15 protein-coding genes and 1 tRNA gene are annotated in these 16,157 nt (G+C 46.6%); 13 read left to right on the top strand and 3 right to left on the bottom strand.

The window, feature by feature from the left end; all coding sequences use genetic code 11:
* Positions 1 to 62: 62 nt before the first annotated feature.
* Entirely contained in the window at positions 63 to 629 is a 567-nt protein-coding gene (locus NST33_RS24860) for a phosphatidylglycerophosphatase A (RefSeq protein WP_339178917.1), read from the bottom strand.
* 272 nt (positions 630 to 901) lie between these two features.
* On the opposite strand from NST33_RS24860, the gene NST33_RS24855 reads away from it, so the two are divergent.
* The 9 genes from NST33_RS24855 (at position 902) to NST33_RS24815 (ending at position 11,108) form a co-directional block, all read left to right on the top strand.
* Positions 902 to 1,957, top strand: coding sequence for a GerMN domain-containing protein (locus tag NST33_RS24855; RefSeq protein ID WP_210109903.1), 1,056 nt, complete (start codon positions 902 to 904; stop codon positions 1,955 to 1,957).
* A 119-nt stretch (positions 1,958 to 2,076) separates the two neighbouring features.
* Positions 2,077 to 2,832: a ribonuclease PH gene (rph, locus tag NST33_RS24850; RefSeq protein WP_221820883.1), complete on the top strand. Its 756-nt coding sequence runs from the start codon at positions 2,077 to 2,079 to the stop codon at positions 2,830 to 2,832.
* A gap of 1 nt (position 2,833) precedes the next feature.
* Entirely contained in the window at positions 2,834 to 3,457 is a 624-nt protein-coding gene (locus NST33_RS24845) for an XTP/dITP diphosphatase (RefSeq protein WP_017692573.1), read from the top strand.
* 353 nt (positions 3,458 to 3,810) lie between these two features.
* A complete protein-coding gene (locus NST33_RS24840; RefSeq protein ID WP_221820882.1) occupies positions 3,811 to 4,653 on the top strand; it encodes an STM4015 family protein in 843 nt (280 codons plus the stop codon).
* Positions 4,654 to 4,674: 21 nt separating this feature from the next.
* Complete coding sequence (locus NST33_RS24835) at positions 4,675 to 5,928, top strand: STM4014 family protein (RefSeq protein ID WP_221820881.1); 1,254 nt, start codon at positions 4,675 to 4,677, stop codon at positions 5,926 to 5,928.
* On the top strand, positions 5,921 to 6,706 hold the full coding sequence (locus NST33_RS24830) for an STM4013/SEN3800 family hydrolase (protein WP_221820880.1): 786 nt from the start codon (positions 5,921 to 5,923) through the stop codon (positions 6,704 to 6,706). The genes NST33_RS24835 and NST33_RS24830 overlap by 8 nt, the downstream gene beginning before the upstream one ends.
* Before the next feature lie 47 nt (positions 6,707 to 6,753).
* On the top strand, positions 6,754 to 8,142 hold the full coding sequence (locus NST33_RS24825; protein WP_221820879.1) for an STM4012 family radical SAM protein: 1,389 nt from the start codon (positions 6,754 to 6,756) through the stop codon (positions 8,140 to 8,142).
* Positions 8,139 to 8,999, top strand: coding sequence for an STM4011 family radical SAM protein (locus NST33_RS24820; protein ID WP_221820878.1), 861 nt, complete (start codon positions 8,139 to 8,141; stop codon positions 8,997 to 8,999). Before NST33_RS24825 ends, NST33_RS24820 begins: the two co-directional genes overlap by 4 nt.
* A 411-nt stretch (positions 9,000 to 9,410) precedes the next feature.
* Entirely contained in the window at positions 9,411 to 11,108 is a 1,698-nt protein-coding gene (locus NST33_RS24815) for a methyl-accepting chemotaxis protein (RefSeq protein WP_221820877.1), read from the top strand.
* Between the two features lie 146 nt (positions 11,109 to 11,254).
* Here the strand turns inward: NST33_RS24815 and asnB are convergent, their stop codons facing one another.
* Positions 11,255 to 13,099, bottom strand: coding sequence for an asparagine synthase (glutamine-hydrolyzing) (gene asnB, locus NST33_RS24810; RefSeq protein WP_221821026.1), 1,845 nt, complete (start codon positions 13,097 to 13,099; stop codon positions 11,255 to 11,257).
* Between the two features lie 192 nt (positions 13,100 to 13,291).
* On the opposite strand from asnB, the gene NST33_RS24805 reads away from it, so the two are divergent.
* Positions 13,292 to 13,591: a hypothetical protein gene (locus NST33_RS24805; protein WP_145325243.1), complete on the top strand. Its 300-nt coding sequence runs from the start codon at positions 13,292 to 13,294 to the stop codon at positions 13,589 to 13,591.
* A gap of 30 nt (positions 13,592 to 13,621) precedes the next feature.
* Entirely contained in the window at positions 13,622 to 13,978 is a 357-nt protein-coding gene (locus NST33_RS24800; RefSeq protein ID WP_145325244.1) for a hypothetical protein, read from the top strand.
* Positions 13,979 to 14,143: 165 nt separating this feature from the next.
* Here the strand turns inward: NST33_RS24800 and NST33_RS24795 are convergent, their stop codons facing one another.
* A complete protein-coding gene (locus NST33_RS24795; RefSeq protein WP_062837822.1) occupies positions 14,144 to 14,437 on the bottom strand; it encodes a DUF4870 domain-containing protein in 294 nt (97 codons plus the stop codon).
* 280 nt (positions 14,438 to 14,717) lie between these two features.
* Between NST33_RS24795 and NST33_RS24790 the strand changes: the two genes are divergently transcribed.
* Positions 14,718 to 14,791, top strand: a tRNA-Arg gene (locus tag NST33_RS24790).
* A gap of 199 nt (positions 14,792 to 14,990) precedes the next feature.
* The gene (locus NST33_RS24785; protein ID WP_221820876.1) at positions 14,991 to 15,761 is read left to right on the top strand and encodes a class I SAM-dependent methyltransferase; all 771 of its coding nucleotides are present in this window, start codon (positions 14,991 to 14,993) and stop codon (positions 15,759 to 15,761) included.
* Positions 15,762 to 16,157 lie beyond the last annotated feature (396 nt).

Here is a 16,157-nt window from a genome sequence, read left to right as displayed (position 1 = left end):
ACGAAGCATCCATACGCATGTCCAATGTTCCACATGGCTTCAGATATGAAACGAGTTACGTATTATACAGCGTCATCACTGACAGGTTTTTCTCCCAGAGCTTCTTCAAGCTCGGATTGTTTGCGATGCGCGATCCGACTGCTCGCTGCCGATGCAATCGCACCGACAATATCATCGAAGAACGTGTGGACAGGGCCCAGGCTCTTGTCATTCAGTCGTTCAAGCACCCCTGGTTTCAGCTTGTCCACATAACCATAATTCGTAAATCCAATACTGCCATATACATTGACGATGGAGAATGCCAAAATCTCATCCACGCCATACAGTCCTTCGTCGTTCTCAATCATCTCCTGCAAAGGAGATATGAGCTGCCCCTGTTCTGCCAGAATATCAAGCTGAATCCCGGTCAGAACAGCGTTCTGTACCTCACGTTTACGGAGAACCATCTCCACATTTTCGATACATTCTTCCATCGTAAGACCTGGATAATATTTTTTCTGCAATAACATGACCAGCTCTGCGATCTCAGGGATCGTGACGCCCCGCTTATGCAGCCATTCCCTTGTTGCCTCCGCCACCTTGCGGCTATTCAGGCTGTAAGGGATTTTTTCTTTCTCAGGATGTTCCATGGGCGATTCCTCCTCTGAAGTTAGCAATGTCCCTACTCTTGCTTCCTAATACGTTATTAACCTGGTTTACGTTTCTTTAAGATAATAAAATTATAAGTTTCAGTAAAGTTGAACAATTCGATTACCACATGGAAAATTTCAGCTAAACACGGTCTGTCTTCCGTGAAAGTGCGTTGATAGACATTTTTCTTATTATCTTTTAGTTATTTTTTGGACAAAGGCTCGTATACATGGTAGTACAAACTGTAAAAATGATGAGGGGGAACGTGATCATGAGAAAGATCCAATCTTTGCGTACGGTATCGGCAGCAGCGCTGCTGAGTATTCCTATGGTATTGTCAGGCTGCGGCATGTTTGGAGCACAGTCTTCCGAAGCTGTTGATCCACCACCGCCCATTCAGGAAGCAGCCATGATTCAGGCAGCCGAAGGAAATGGTGCACTCGCAATGCTCCCATTAACGACGGTATATCTGCAAGACCAGCAGGGGCTGCTCGCTCCGGTATCCCTGACACTTCCTTCCGGAACAGACGCAAGTAGTCCGAAGACAGCACTGGATACACTTGTCACAGGCGGGGCCTATGCGGGTATGCTGCCTGAAGGATTCCAGGGCGTTCTCCCACAGGGAACGGTTGTGCAGAATGTAACGATTCACGCGGATGACAAGCTGGCGGTCGTTGAGTTCTCGGGTAATTTTGCCAAGTATGATGCGAAGGAAGAACGGAAAATGCTAGAAGCTGTCACGTGGACATTGACGGGAACACCTGATGTGGAGAATGTGCAGATCTGGGTGGATGGCAAAAAGTTAACGCAAATGCCGGTAAACAGCACGCCGCTGCCTGAACCGCTGAATCGGGCTGTGGGAATCAATCTGGATCTGGGTGATACGTTTGTGACGAATAGCAGCCCGGTCACGGTCTATTTCTCCGCTGCTTCACCAGCAGGCATCCAATATTATGTTCCGGTGACACGTCTGGTTACACCTGGTGAAGATCGGGTGCAGGCAGCATTGAATGAGCTGATCAAGGGACCTGACAAAGGTGGAGAACTGGAAGAGGTCATGACAGGCGGAACGGAGCTGCAATCGGTCAAAACGGCAGAGGATGGCACGGTAACGGTTGCCTTGAAAGATGATATGTTTGCCGAAGGGGATATCGTGCCAAGCGAGCTGTTACAGTCTGTCGTATTAACCACTGCGGAGAACACAGCCAGTAAGGATGCCAAAGTGCAGATCGAATGGAATGGCCAAAAAACGGTCATGGGTGACGATAACAGGGATTACAGTGCGCCGGTTTCCAAGCCTGAATATATCAACGAAATTCCGATTTAATGAACGAAGAAATGCTTAAGGATGCTTTTAACCGAACTCTTTGGTAAAATATAAGGGATTCGTAAAAGTGTGAATAAGTTCAACATTACAGGATGCTTAAGTCGTAGGAGGCAGAAAATATGAGATCAAACGGACGAACCAGCGAACAGCTGCGCCCGCTGAATTTAACAGTGAACACGAATAAATACGCCGAGGGCTCTGTACTGATTGAAGTTGGAGATACAAAGGTGATCTGTACAGCTACAGTGGAGGAACGTGTTCCTCCCTTTATGAAAGGGCAAGGTAAAGGCTGGGTAACAGCTGAATATTCCATGTTGCCACGTGCAACACATACCCGGAACCAACGTGAAGCCAATCGTGGCAAATTAACTGGACGCACCATGGAAATCCAGCGTCTGATTGGTCGGGCACTTCGCTCGGTAGTTAATCTGCAGGCTCTTGGCGAGCGTACGATTACCTTGGACTGTGATGTCATTCAAGCTGACGGAGGCACACGCACAACGTCCATTACCGGTGCGTTTGTAGCGCTGGCGCTTGCCGTGAACAAGATCTCCCAACAGCACAAACTGCAAGTGTTCCCGATTACGGATTTCATTGCAGCAGTAAGTGTGGGTGTTGTGGGTGAACAGCCTGTACTGGATCTGAACTATGATGAAGATTCCAAAGCCAAGGTGGATATGAACCTGGTGATGACAGGCGGCGGTAAATACGTTGAGCTTCAGGGAACAGGTGAGGAAGCACCATTTGATCGCCGTGAGCTGAACGCCATGTTGGAACTGGGCGAACAGGGAATTCTGGAGATGATCGAGCGTCAAAAAGAAGTGCTCGGACCGATTGCGCTCAAGATCGGCGTGCGTGGATTAGGGGAAGCTTAAGATGAGTTTGGACAGCCCAATCCTCATTGTTGCAACCCGCAATGCGGGTAAAGTCCGTGAATTCGCTCATGCTTTCGCACCGCTTGGCAAAGAGGTCAAGAGCATGTTTGACTATCCGGAGCTGCCGGATGTGGTAGAAGATGGCGTAACGTTTGCGGAGAATGCCTGGAAGAAAGCCAAGGCGGTTGGTGATGCGCTTGGATTGCCTGTTCTGGCAGACGATTCAGGACTTTGCGTAGACCTGTTGGATGGTGAGCCAGGGGTATATTCAGCGAGATATGCAGGCGAAGGAGCAACGGATGCACAGAATAATGCAAAGTTGCTGGAGACACTGGAATCGTTAAAATCCGGTGAGGACACCGAACAGCCGCTGCTAAGTCCGGCTCGTTTTGTCTGTGCGTTGGTACTGTACGATCCGACAACAGGTGATAAGTATGAATCGGAAGGCACTGCGGAAGGCTGGATCACGGCTCAAGCTGCAGGTGCTGGCGGTTTTGGATATGACCCACTCTTTTATGTACCTGAATACGAGATGACGATGGCAGAGCTGACGCTTGAGCAAAAGCAGGCGATTAGCCACCGTGGTCACGCGCTGAGAGCGCTTGTATCCAGACTTGAAGGCTGAGATTAAACGGAACAGAACATCTTGATTTAACTTCATGATATGTGAACATCGAAGCGTTAATGGAAGGACAGAAGCATTCCGATGGGATGGTTCATCCGCCATTAACGCTTTTTGTATGAAATGAAGTATTTGATCGGGTTTGGTGAGGTCCATCCATATACCTAATGGTGAGGGCTATTTTCTGTGACTATATAATAGAACGTATGTTCTTATACCTATATGAAAATTAGTTTACGTTGCACGATTGGGAATCTCATTGGGACTGGAGTTGGAAGAAGTTGCAAGCCTTGTGTGGTATGGGTTAACATTCAAACTAACGAATCACATATGACCTTAAACGGAGGGATCCACTCATGCAAGAAGTGAAGCTTGTTGTATCTTACGATGATTACGAGGACGGCATTCGTATGGAAAAGTTAATTAAAGAACTGGCGGCTAAACCGGAGGCCAGCTCATTGGAAAGTCTGGTCATCGGAGATTGGGGACAGGCTTATGAAAATTCGCCTGATGAGTTCATGGGTACGCTCGTCGAGTCGGCTCCAAGCTTTCCGTCATTGAAGAAACTGTTTATTGGAGATATGGGATTTGAAGAATGTGAAGTATCGTGGATTATCCAGACAAATCTCACACCACTGTTAGGTGCCTTTCCAGAATTAAAATCATTCTCTGTAATGGGCAGTAGCGGCCTCAGTCTGGAACCACTCCAGCATGCCAAGCTTGAAGAATTAATTATTATTTGTGGTGGGCTGCCGAAAGACGTGTTATCTTCAATCACCCATGCCAAGTTGCCTGAATTGCGTAAACTGGAACTGTACCTGGGTGTGGATAATTATGGTTTCGATGGATCACTTAAAGATGTACTCCCTTTGCTAGAAAAAGGATTATTTCCAAAGCTGGTTTACTTGGGTCTGAAAGACAGTGAAATTCAGGACGAGATTGCCAAAGCAGCAGCTGAAGCACCTATTCTGGATCAACTTGAAGTACTGGATCTATCGCAAGGAACGTTGTCCGATGAAGGGGCTGAAGCGTTGCTTGCCAGTGACAAGATCAAGAAACTGAAACATCTTGATCTAAGTTACCATTACATGACCAATGAAATGATCAGTCGCTGGAACCAATCGGGTATTTCTGTAGATGTTAGCGACCAGCAACAGAGTGATGAGGATGACTGGCGTTATCCATCCTTAACGGAATAGTTGATGTCAGGTGTAAAGGGAATGAATGAAAGACTGCACCAGCCAATAGATGTGTATGATCTAACGCAAGATCAGCCCTTTTTATTGATCGGAAACCCTGATAACCGACGAACACAAGGGCTGCAAGAGGCTAGGCATAGATTGGGTTTGAAACCTGCGGTTGTACTGCCATATGCTCAATTGCTCCAGAATTGGAGACAGGGTCGAACCATCGCTGATACAGTAGATTCCAATCTGCCCGTACCCCTGATTCGGATTGATGCTCCTGGTGAGGAGTGGGAAGTGGAGCGTGACCTACTGTTCCTTGGAGCTGTGAACGATACGTCATCGACAACATTAACGGGTGAAATGGGAGCAGAAGAATTTTCCGCAGAACAGGCACTTGCGCTGGAACAGGAGTGGGGAAGAATCTACGCTCCTGCTCAGTGGTTCCGTGGCTGGAAAGCATGTCTGGATCTAATCGGCCGTGAGTCTCGGGAAATATGGCCTGAAGTCCGATTCATGAATGATCCCGCCGATATCCAATTGATGTTTGACAAGAGAACATGTCAGAAGCATCTATCTTCACATGGAGTTGATGTACCTCCGGCGCTTCCATCTTCGCAGCCAATCCGCAATTATATGGACCTGCGTAGCTCAATGAAGGCTGCCGAGATGCATCGTGTGTTTGTGAAGCTTGCGTGTGGCTCCGGGGCTTCAGGAGTTGTTGCCTATCAAGTCAATCCCCGAACGGGTGATGAAATCGCTGTAACAACGATGGGGATGGAACAGAGACAGGGCAAGACGATTTTCTTCAATGAAGGACGTCTACGCAAGTATACCCGCAGTGAAGAGATTGCTACGCTGATGAACTGGTTATGTGCAGAAGGTGCACAGATTGAACGATGGATGCCCAAAGCCACGCTTGATCAGCGGGCCTACGATATTCGCCAACTGGTTGCAGGTGGACAGGCAGGTCACGCGATTATGCGGCTGAGCCGTACGCCGATTACCAATCTGCATCTGCGTAATGAACGTATGCTGCCTGCTGAAGCAGAGCTGGATGAACAGCGGATGTCGCTGGTTAGGACGGCAGCGCAAGCAGCCATGTCTGCATTTCCCAACTCGTGGTCAGCCGGGATTGATGTGATGCTTACTAGTGGTTCGAATCCGCGTGCTTATGTGCTGGATGTGAATCCGTTTGGAGATCTGTTATACAGAGTTGAGCATCATGGCCTCGGAACCTATGAGTGGGAAATGGAACTTTTACGAAAGGAGCCTATTCAACATGCCTGATATGAACACCATTGTGGGCTCCCATGATCTGTTAATGATTACGCTGGATACGTTACGATATGACGTAGCCAAGCTGGAAGAGGAGAATTGTCCTAATCTGTGTGGTTCGGGTCCGTGGGAGAAACGTCATACCCCGGGCAGTTTTACATATGCAGCACACCATGCTTTTTTTGGTGGTTTTATGCCGACTCCTGCTAATACGGACAAGGCATCTCATGTTAGGCTATTTCATTCCCGGAATTCTGGGCTCAAAACACATCCACACACCTGGCTGTTTGATACACCTGATATCGTATCCGGGTTCGCAGCTGAAGGTTACCGTACCATCTGTATTGGCGGTGTCATCTTTTTTACGAAAAAAAACCCGCTTGCGAAAGTATTGCCCGGCTATTTCCAACAGAGCTACTGGCGAATGAACTTTGGGGTAACCAACCCCAAATCAACAGAGCATCAGGTACAGCATGCATTAAAGTTGCTTGAACAGACAGCGCCGGATGAAAAGATATTTATGTTTTTGAACGTGTCTGCCATTCATGGACCCAATCGTTACTTTGTGGAAGGAGCCAAGGAGGACTCGGTGGAAACTCAAAGGGCTGCACTTCGATATGTAGATGAGGCTCTTGGACCATTGTTCGAGGCGATGAGTAAACGCGCCCGGCCTGCGTATTGCCTGGCTTTTTCCGATCATGGTACAGCTTACGGTGAAGACGGGTATCAAGGACATCGGCTCGCACATGATGTGGTGTGGACGGTACCTTACCGTGAATTTTTAGTATAGAATGTATTGATCTTATGAGGACAACAACCGGAGACAGGAGGAAACCGATGGAGAAACATATACAATATACAACAACAGGCCATTCCACACAGTCCGGATCCAATATAGCTACAAGTCTCAGTGAAGTACTGGCATTCCCTTATCGTTCTTACTTATACTCGTACCCACACAAGACCGCCTATCGGGAGCTTGACCCACCACTACCGTTGGGGCCACTGTGGGAACGAGAGAATACCGATACGTATTTTTTATATATGCACATTCCCTTTTGCGCTGCTCGTTGCGGATTCTGTAATCTGTTCACACTGCCGGATCGACGGGATGATACACATGAACGCTATGTGGATGCACTGGAGCGTCAGGCGAAGCAGTGGGCACCTATTACATCTCGAAAACCGTATTCACGGTTCGCGATTGGTGGAGGAACGCCTACATTATTAAATGAGGTTCAGTTAAATCGTCTGTTTGAAATTGCTGAACATGTGATGGGGCTGGACCCTGCGCAAGCATCGATTTCGGTGGAAACGTCGCCGGATACCGTTACGGAAGCCAAGCTGGCCATCATGAAGGAACGAAGTGTGGATCGTATCAGTATGGGCATCCAGAGTTTTATTGAAGCTGAAGCATCTGCCATCTATCGTCCACAAAAACCGCAGGAGGTCGAACGAGCGCTTGAGAAGCTTACTCGGTATGATTTCCCGTTGTTAAATCTGGATCTGATCTATGGTTTGCCAGGTCAAACGGTGGAATCGTGGATCTATTCATTGGAAAGAGTTCTGGCCTACGAACCGGGCGAGATCTTTATCTATCCCTTGTATACACGGGAAAATACAATCGTGAAGCCTGATGATATTCGCCGTCAGGGACCTGACATCCGGATGGAATTGTATAAAGCTGCACGTGAGACTTTAAAAAGTAAAGGTTATGTGCAATATTCGATGCGCAGATTTGCCAAAGAACAGTCGTCCTCCAAAGTGCTTCTGCCTTATAGCTGTCAGGAGGAGGGCATGGTTGGTCTGGGATGTGGCGCACGCTCTTATACGAGTGAAGTACATTATGCTTCCAAGTATGGCGTGAGTTACAAGGCCACACAAAGCATCATTGCCGATTATGTGGCGACCGAGCGCTACGATGTGGCGGATTATGGCATCGTGTTAAGCCGTGAGGAACAGAGACGGCGCTTTATTCTGAAAGCCTTGCTGCATCGCGAGGGATTGACGTTGTCTGACTACCAACAGCGCTTTGGTACCGATGTGATGTCCGACTATGCCTGGTTGGCTGAACTGTTGACAGAGGGCATGGCGGAGTTGGAGAGTGATGAGGACAAGCAGGTGCTGCGTCTGACAGAAGAAGGACTAGGTTACTCCGATGCGATTGGAGATTGGCTTATATCTGCCGAAATTCGTGAACAGATGGAAGGGTTTGTTTTCTCATGAGAGCGACTTTGTATTATCGGGGGAAGTTGTCTTCCTGTAATTACGACTGTCCCTACTGTCCTTTTAGCAAAACCGTGGATTCCAAAGAGACGTTGGAAGTGGATGAACAACAATTGCGTCAATTTGTGAATTGGGTGAGCGAGCAGGAAGTTGAGGGACACCAATTTTCTATTTTCTTTAATCCCTATGGTGAAGCTTTGGTGCGTCGGTGGTACAGGGAAGCGATGGTTGAGCTGTCACATATGCCACATGTGGATAAAGTTGCAATTCAAACCAACCTGTCCGTCAAACTGGATTGGGCGAGGGAGCTGGATGCGAATAAAGCAGCCTTTTGGGCGACGTATCATCCTCGTGAGACAAAAGAGGCTTCTTTTGTAAAACAATGTCTGACCTTGCGTCAGATGGGACTTGCTTTTAGTGTCGGTACTGTCGGACTCCGTAGTGCTTTCCCCGCAATCGAGTCGATGAGACAGGCTTTACCGGATGATGTGTATATGTGGGTCAATGCCTTCAAAGATCGGCCCAAGTATTACACACCGGAAGAGATTCAGTTTTTACGTGGGCTTGATCCGCTTTTTGAAGGTAATCTGCAGGATTATGAAAGCTTGGGCAAACGATGTTCTGCCGGTTCGGAAGTATTTTATGTACAGGGGTCCGGGCATGTGAAAAGGTGTTATAAGGATCGCCGTATCATTGGACATCTGTACCGCGATGGTTTGCAGGCTTTGGCAGCGGATCGGCCCTGTCGCATGAAAAAATGTGGCTGTTACATCGGTTATATCCATATGGAGGATTCCCCGTTCAGAGAAACCTTTGGCAGCGGGCTACTTGAACGTAATCCGGTATTGATTCGTTGACCGGCATTTCATATTTAGCTATTCCACTGGGGAGCTGGAATAGGGTTATTCGTTTCTAAACCACATATCAGCGTAACTTCAAACGCATCTTTTAGTATAGGCAGGATCAGACCTTTGGTTTGGACTTGCCTTCTGGAAGGTGTTTTTTTTGTTTTACGGGACTAGAGTTAGTGTTTGTGTTCTTTATTAAAAGGGCCTTGACAATTTTGAAAAATAATATTTTTAAGTTTATGATTCAATTTTTATATTTTATGGGTTAGTATGAATAGGAAAAAAGACCCTTTTATGAATAGTATTTGTACATATAATCGCGAATTATATTTTTAATTGGGTCTAAAGTCTCAATTTAATTGAAAGGAGGGTGGATGTAGGAGTATCATGCACGTTATCTGAACTTTCGGGGGAGTACACATGAAAAAAATCTCAATTAGCCGTAAATTACTTATGGGTTTCTCATCTGTGCTGTTATTATTGGTGGCTATAACGGTTATAACATATACGCAGTTTATAGCCGTTGAGAAAACGTATACAGAATTAATTAATGATAGAACAAGCAAACTATTACTCATTAAAAATATGTCGATTGATCTTAAATCACAGCAGATTGCTTTGAGAAATTATATTCTGGAAGACAGTGCGGAGAACGAACAGGCATTTAATAAAGCTTATGAAGATTACATAGCATTAAATGAAGAATTAAAATCATCAGTTTCAAGTTCAAAGATGAAAGATTACCTTTCACGATCGGATGAAGCGATGAGCCAATATTATGAACTTGCGCAGCAGATTATGACATTGACAAGACAGGGGAATAACAGTGAAATCTCAAGATTACTGAAGGATACAGCCCCAAGTCTGATCTCTGAATTTGAAGGCATTGTGGAAGGTATGGAAACGCATCAACAAGATGCCATGAACTCAGGCGTTGTGGAGGCTAATCTTCAGATTGTGCAGGTCCTTAGGTGGATTGCAATTATTGGAGTGGCTTCTCTTCTAATCGGGGCACTTGTGACGTATGTCATTGGCAGAATGATATCCTTGCCTGTTGCTGCTATTGCCCAATCCGCGAGCCGGATTGCAGACGGAGATCTGACTGGTGAGCCTATTGTGGTCCGTAACAAGGATGAGATTGGTGATCTCGCCCAAGCCTTTAACATCATGTCTGCAAATTTGCGTACACTCATTCATCAGGTAGGAGACAGTGCAGAACGGGTAGCTGCCTCTTCAGAGGAGTTGACGGCAAGCACCGAACAGACAGCAACCGCCACAGAGCAAGTGGGCATCACAATGGGTGAGATTGCAACAGGTATGGATACACAGGTTCGAATGGCGAGTGATGGATTCCAGACGATGAATGAGTTAACGACAGGCTTTCAACAAGTTACGGAGAACACACTCCATATGTCTGAAGAAGCTACCAAAGTCTCCGTAAAAACAATATCGGGTAGCGAGTCAGTTCAGTCTGCGATAGGTCAAATGAATTCTATACAAGGGACGGTGTCGAATCTGTCGGTCGTGATCCAGGAACTGAGCAGACACTCTCAGGATATTGTGAAAATGGTGGACAGCATCTCGGAAATATCAGCACAGACGAATCTCCTATCCCTTAATGCTGCTATTGAGGCTGCACGAGCTGGCGAACAGGGAAGAGGGTTTCAGGTTGTTGCTACAGAGGTTCGGAAGCTGTCTGAGCAGTCTGCGCTTTCTGCTAATCAAATTGTTCCATTGGTGGCATCGATTGAGAAGGGAATGCGAAATGCTGCTGAATCTATGGTGGTTGTATCCGCAGAGGTTCAAGAGGGGATTACACTTGTTCACCAGGCGGGAGCCACATTTGATGAAATTCGTGAGGCGGTTGGGGGCGTAGCGGGGCAAACACAGGAAGTCTCTGCTTCAATTGAGCAAATGTCAACAGGGGTAGAACAGATTAATAGGTCTATGAAAACAATCATGGAAGTGACCGAAACGGGGGCCGCCGGAACAGAAGAAGTGAGTGCATCTTCTGAGGAGCAGTTGTCTGCGATGCAGGAGATTGCTTCCGCAGCCAATGATCTCTCCTTGATGGCAGAACAGTTGCAACAGACCGTCAGTCGTTTCAAAGTGCAATAAATTGAACTGAGTGGAATGTGGATGAAGAACGAACGCATACGTACAGAGATTCTTATAAAAAAGTAATAAAGGGTGTCCAAACACAGTAGTTACTGTTTGGGCACCCTTAAATAATTCACCTTGATGAATCAATGCATAACATGATTTTAACGAATAGCGACTTTATATGTCCGCAACCAGGTATTGATCTGAGTCAGATAAGCAAATAACTGGGGACCCGACATTAACTGTCCGAACCAGGGAAGATTGGAAGCTGCATCTGGTGAAGACGCAAGATTCCGGATCTGAGTTTTGTCGATCAAAGGCAAAATCGGCGAAGTGGGATCATCCAGGATATCAAGTACCTGTTGTTTGACCGCGGCCAGATATTGTGGATTATGTGTTTTCGGATACGGACTCTTTTTGCGATATAACACATCGTCAGGAAGGACACCTTCGAGTGCTTTACGCAGAATACCTTTTTCCCGTCCGCCCGTTATTTTCATTTCCCAAGGGATGTTAAACACATACTGGATCAGACGATGGTCACAGTAAGGTACCCGCACTTCCAGTCCTGCCCCCATGCTCATCCGGTCTTTGCGATCCAGAAGTGTAGGCATGAAACGTGTAATGTTCAGGTATGACATCACCCGCATTTGTGCAGCTTTACCCGTTTCCCCGTCCAACAGAGGCACTTCAGCCACTGCATCCGAATAGCGGTCTGCCAAATAATCGAGTGGCCGAATCCATTCCCGAATATCCGGGGATAACAATGCTGCTCGCATATCAGGCGCTACAGACCACGGAAACGTACCGGAGTTCAGCATATCTTCTCGATGGAACCAGGGGTAACCGCCAAACACTTCATCCGCTGCTTCGCCTGAGATGGCAACGGTGGCCCCTTTTTTGATTTCTTTACAGAACAAATAGAGCGAGGAGTCTACATCTGCCATACCTGGCAGGTCCCTGACTAGCATGGCCTGTGTCAGTGCATGAACCAGTTCTCCGTTCTCAATCTCAATCCAGTGATGGTCGGTCTTGAGTTCATCCACCATTCGCTTAATCCAGGGACCATCTGCACCCGGCTGAAAGGAATGCGCCTGGAAATGCTTGGCGTTATCCACATAATCGACAGAATACGTACTGATTTGGCCTTGCCCGGTCCGGTTGTAATAATCCACGGCTAATGCAGACAAGGCACTGGAGTCCAGTCCTCCTGATAAAAGAGAGCATACTGGAACATCCGAAGCCAACTGGCGCTCCAGTGTATCTTGCAAGAGAGAGCGTACCTCGGCTGCCGTCTCTTCCAGGTTATGTTCGTGGTTCTGGCTTTCCAGTTTCCAGTAGGCATAGGTTCGGATACCGTTTCGGTTATAGATCAGCGCGTGCGCGGGCTTGAGTTCGCTCAGTGAAGAGTATACGCCGTGTCCTGGTGTCCGTGCAGGCCCTACGATAAACACTTCGGCCAATCCTTCCGGGCCTACAGCGGCTTCCACATCAGGGTGAATAAGTAGAGCTTTGGGCTCTGAACCAAATACGAGAGTGTCTTTGGCATTACTGTAGAACAGAGGTTTCACGCCAAGGCGATCTCGTGCGATAAAAACCTGTTCGCGTCCCCCATCCCATATGGCAAAGGCAAAAATACCGTTAAACCGGTCAACACATGCCGGTCCCCACTCAATATAAGAGGCGAGCAACACTTCCGTATCACATTGCGTGCGGAACTGATGCCCCCGCTGGAGCAATTCCTTTTTCAACTCGGGTGCATTGTATAGTTCTCCGTTATACACGACGGTATAGGAGGTATCTCCCTGTAACGCATGCATGGGCTGTGCGCCGTTCTCGGGGTCCATTACACTAAGACGCCGATGTCCAAAGGCACAAGGATTGGAGATCCATGTACCTGAAGCGTCGGGCCCCCGGTTCGACAAGCTATCCGTCATACGGACCAGCAGCTCTGATTCCTGGGTCAAATCCCGATTCCACTGTATGAAGCCGGTAATACCGCACATGGTTTGTTCATCCTTTCTTGGTCGAGTCATTCATCCGTATGGCTGCTTAGTTACTGGCAACCAGCAAATGTTGTCTTTTCGTCAGAGGTCGTAACAAATATATGCCGAAAGCAGGCATAAAATGTCTGTCCTCTTCGGAAACTAGTTCTAGGGACAACGGCCTCAACATGCCTGTGAAGGAGAGAACATGCAATGGACAGTATGAAGTATTATGTGTCTGTCATGGGCCGCTCCGTTATTCCGGATCCGTCTGTAACATCGTATGAATGGATCATTCAGGCAACACCACAGGAAGCGGAGCAATTACTGGGACTGCTCAATCTCATGCAGGAAAAGGAGGAAGAGGCCTTTCCTGGCATGGTATTCCCATGGCCAGATACACCGGAGGAGTCCGTAAACCGGGCGTATGAAACGGTATTACAACAGGTGTATCGGGAGATTTATCGATTGGGTACACCAGAGACGCGATACCAGATTGAACAAAGTACATGATAAGCACAAAGGAAAAGGAGCGCGATACGAATGTATGCCATTCAAGATGCCAAAATACGCAGATTAACTGAGGTAGATGGGTTGTCCTGTGCAGAGGTTGAAGTGCAGCCTGGAAATGCCGGAGACCCGTCATTACTTGTATACGTGGCCTCCACTCAGCCCGGAAATTCGCTGGAAGTTGTTCGAATTGTACGTAATCACTCCGATTCGGCGATCGACTGGTATAACAATAATATGCATACCGCATTTGAAGAGGCGACAGAAACCGCCTTTGAGAACAGCGAAGGCATTACTGCCGAAGAAGATAAAGCTCGGTTTCAAAGTGAACTGTTTGCCTTTGGTTTGCTTGGTCCAACACTTCAGCGCTATCTGATTGGGCAGGCTTAACAGGGAAGACACCTGCAACAACATGTGGTGATTGCGGGATAGGAGCTAGACGTTGAACTGTACAGCGTACACATTGACCTTCTATAATGCACCTAAACTAGAAAACCCCGCCGTTGTTGAACGGCGGGGTTTGTTATGCGAGGTCAGATCCAGGTGGAGAGGTAATCAAGCATACTCACGAAGCACTTGAATCCCTTTGACCACGTTATATACAAAGCTTAATCCGTAGATCACAAAGAATAGGATGACAAACCCGACGGCGGAACCCAGGCTATGCGCTGTCACGAAGAAATAAAATAGCGGAATGGCAGCGAGAAACGGGAATACATGAGAGAATAAGGCGCGTTTGGCATGTCCCTCAATGTAAGCATCTTTGGCAACAATCCATATAATGATCGGAAACAGGAACGGGGCAAAGAAAATGCTAAAATAGGATAGGGCTGATAAAAGTTGTCTCATGACGATTCTCTCCTTCAATGGAACATTGAAATGTATGTATGCAAAAGATTACCCAGCAATCCTGACATTGAAAATGTCTGATGTTAATCCTGCTCAAGAAGTACCCATCTCCTCAATATAGCCCGGTTCAAGCTATCATATTCCGAAGGGTACTGGAGTATGATAATAACACGGAAAAGTACAGTTATAAGTATAATTATTAATTTTTTTATAAAACTATTGAAAAATATAGAAAACAGAGTATAATAAGAACCGCGCCGAAAATTTATTATACATATTTGTCTCAGTAGCTCAGCTGGATAGAGCAACGCCCTTCTAAGGCGTCGGTCGGGGGTTCGAATCCCTCCTGGGACGTAAAGAACAAGAAGCTTCCTTCGGGAAGCTTCTTCTTTTTCGTTCAGGGGAAGAGAACCCCCAATGGTTCGTCGGAGCATCCGCTTCGTTAGCACCTTTATTGGTTATACCTATAAACAATATAGAATTTATATATTTAAATAATAAACAATTCTATGCCACAATGAGGATATCAATAACGAAAGCGACGGTGGTATTCATGAAATCATTAAATCAATGGCAAGCAGATGAGTATGACAACAAACTGGCTTTTGTGTCCGGATACGGCAAAAACCTGATCTCTTGGCTTCAACCCCAAAAAGGGGAATACATCCTTGATCTGGGTTGCGGGACGGGGGATTTGACACATGAAATTTCTCTGGCCGAAGCTGAAGTTATTGGCATGGATGCATCGACGGACATGATTCGCCGTGCGAGGAAGAAATTCCCTGAACTTGAGTTCGTGGAAGGAGACGGTCATCAGTTTGAGACGAATAGACTGTATGATGCCGTCTTCTCCAATGCAGCCCTGCACTGGATGCGAAGCCCGCGATTAGTGGTGGATAGTATATGGGAATCTTTGAAGCCTGGAGGGCGTTTTGTAGCAGAATTTGGTGGTAAAGGGAACGTGCAGACCATTGTGAATGCATTAGAGCAGGTTATGGAGCGAAACACGGGCATTCGTGCATCGGAACGCAACCCTTGGTACTTTCCTTCGATCGGAGAATATAGCCATATTTTAGAGCAACGTGGATTTGTGGTGCGTCATGCCTATCACTATGACCGTCCAACCAGATTGGAAGATGGTGAGCAAGGTATAGCAGGCTGGTTGACTCATTTTGGAGGGGACTATTTTGAGGGTCTCAATCATGGGGAGATACAACAAATATGCAAGGAAACCAGTCAGATCGTGATGCCTCACCTTTGGAAAGATGATGCCCTGTATGCTGATTATAAGCGTCTGCGTATTGAAGCCGTGAAGTCAGAATAAAGTAGAATTTTGTGATGTGTAGCAATTTTTATCGATGTTAAACGAATTATCGCGATCCTTTGTATACTAACCACGCTTCACCTATACACCAGGAATCTCTTTCGAATAAAGAGACTCTTGGTTTTTTTTTTTGATGCATTATTTTAAAAATGAAATATTCAAACGACAAATAATTACAAATGGGTAATTTTATCATACTCAAGACCCATATAAGTAATTTCTATATCATATTTGTAAGTATTTAGAAGGAAAATGTGGTATTTTGATAGAATAATTTACCAAGGGTCAATCCTTCTTGCAGATAGGCGGTGAAATTGGAGTGTGTATTGCAGTACGCACAGACAGCAGGAACCCATCATTTGGTGAGGTATTCACATTTAAAAGGAGGGGCTAAGC

The sequence above is a fragment of the Paenibacillus sp. FSL L8-0435 genome (assembly GCF_037965655.1).
In the GTDB taxonomy this organism is placed as follows: Bacteria; Bacillota; Bacilli; order Paenibacillales; family Paenibacillaceae; genus Paenibacillus.
This window is presented reverse-complemented; position numbering and strand designations above follow the sequence as displayed.

Coding starts and splice junctions, on each gene's coding strand:
- NST33_RS24805 (WP_145325243.1), top strand. CDS start 13,292: ATGGACAGTATGAAGTATTATGTGTCTGTCATGGGCCGCTCCGTTATT.
- NST33_RS24845 (WP_017692573.1), top strand. CDS start 2,834: ATGAGTTTGGACAGCCCAATCCTCATTGTTGCAACCCGCAATGCGGGT.
- NST33_RS24795 (WP_062837822.1), bottom strand. CDS start 14,437: ATGAGACAACTTTTATCAGCCCTATCCTATTTTAGCATTTTCTTTGCC.
- NST33_RS24860 (WP_339178917.1), bottom strand. CDS start 629: ATGGAACATCCTGAGAAAGAAAAAATCCCTTACAGCCTGAATAGCCGC.
- NST33_RS24855 (WP_210109903.1), top strand. CDS start 902: ATGAGAAAGATCCAATCTTTGCGTACGGTATCGGCAGCAGCGCTGCTG.
- NST33_RS24825 (WP_221820879.1), top strand. CDS start 6,754: ATGGAGAAACATATACAATATACAACAACAGGCCATTCCACACAGTCC.
- NST33_RS24830 (WP_221820880.1), top strand. CDS start 5,921: ATGCCTGATATGAACACCATTGTGGGCTCCCATGATCTGTTAATGATT.
- NST33_RS24785 (WP_221820876.1), top strand. CDS start 14,991: ATGAAATCATTAAATCAATGGCAAGCAGATGAGTATGACAACAAACTG.
- NST33_RS24840 (WP_221820882.1), top strand. CDS start 3,811: ATGCAAGAAGTGAAGCTTGTTGTATCTTACGATGATTACGAGGACGGC.
- asnB (WP_221821026.1), bottom strand. CDS start 13,099: ATGTGCGGTATTACCGGCTTCATACAGTGGAATCGGGATTTGACCCAG.
- NST33_RS24820 (WP_221820878.1), top strand. CDS start 8,139: ATGAGAGCGACTTTGTATTATCGGGGGAAGTTGTCTTCCTGTAATTAC.
- NST33_RS24815 (WP_221820877.1), top strand. CDS start 9,411: ATGAAAAAAATCTCAATTAGCCGTAAATTACTTATGGGTTTCTCATCT.
- rph (WP_221820883.1), top strand. CDS start 2,077: ATGAGATCAAACGGACGAACCAGCGAACAGCTGCGCCCGCTGAATTTA.
- NST33_RS24835 (WP_221820881.1), top strand. CDS start 4,675: ATGAATGAAAGACTGCACCAGCCAATAGATGTGTATGATCTAACGCAA.
- NST33_RS24800 (WP_145325244.1), top strand. CDS start 13,622: ATGTATGCCATTCAAGATGCCAAAATACGCAGATTAACTGAGGTAGAT.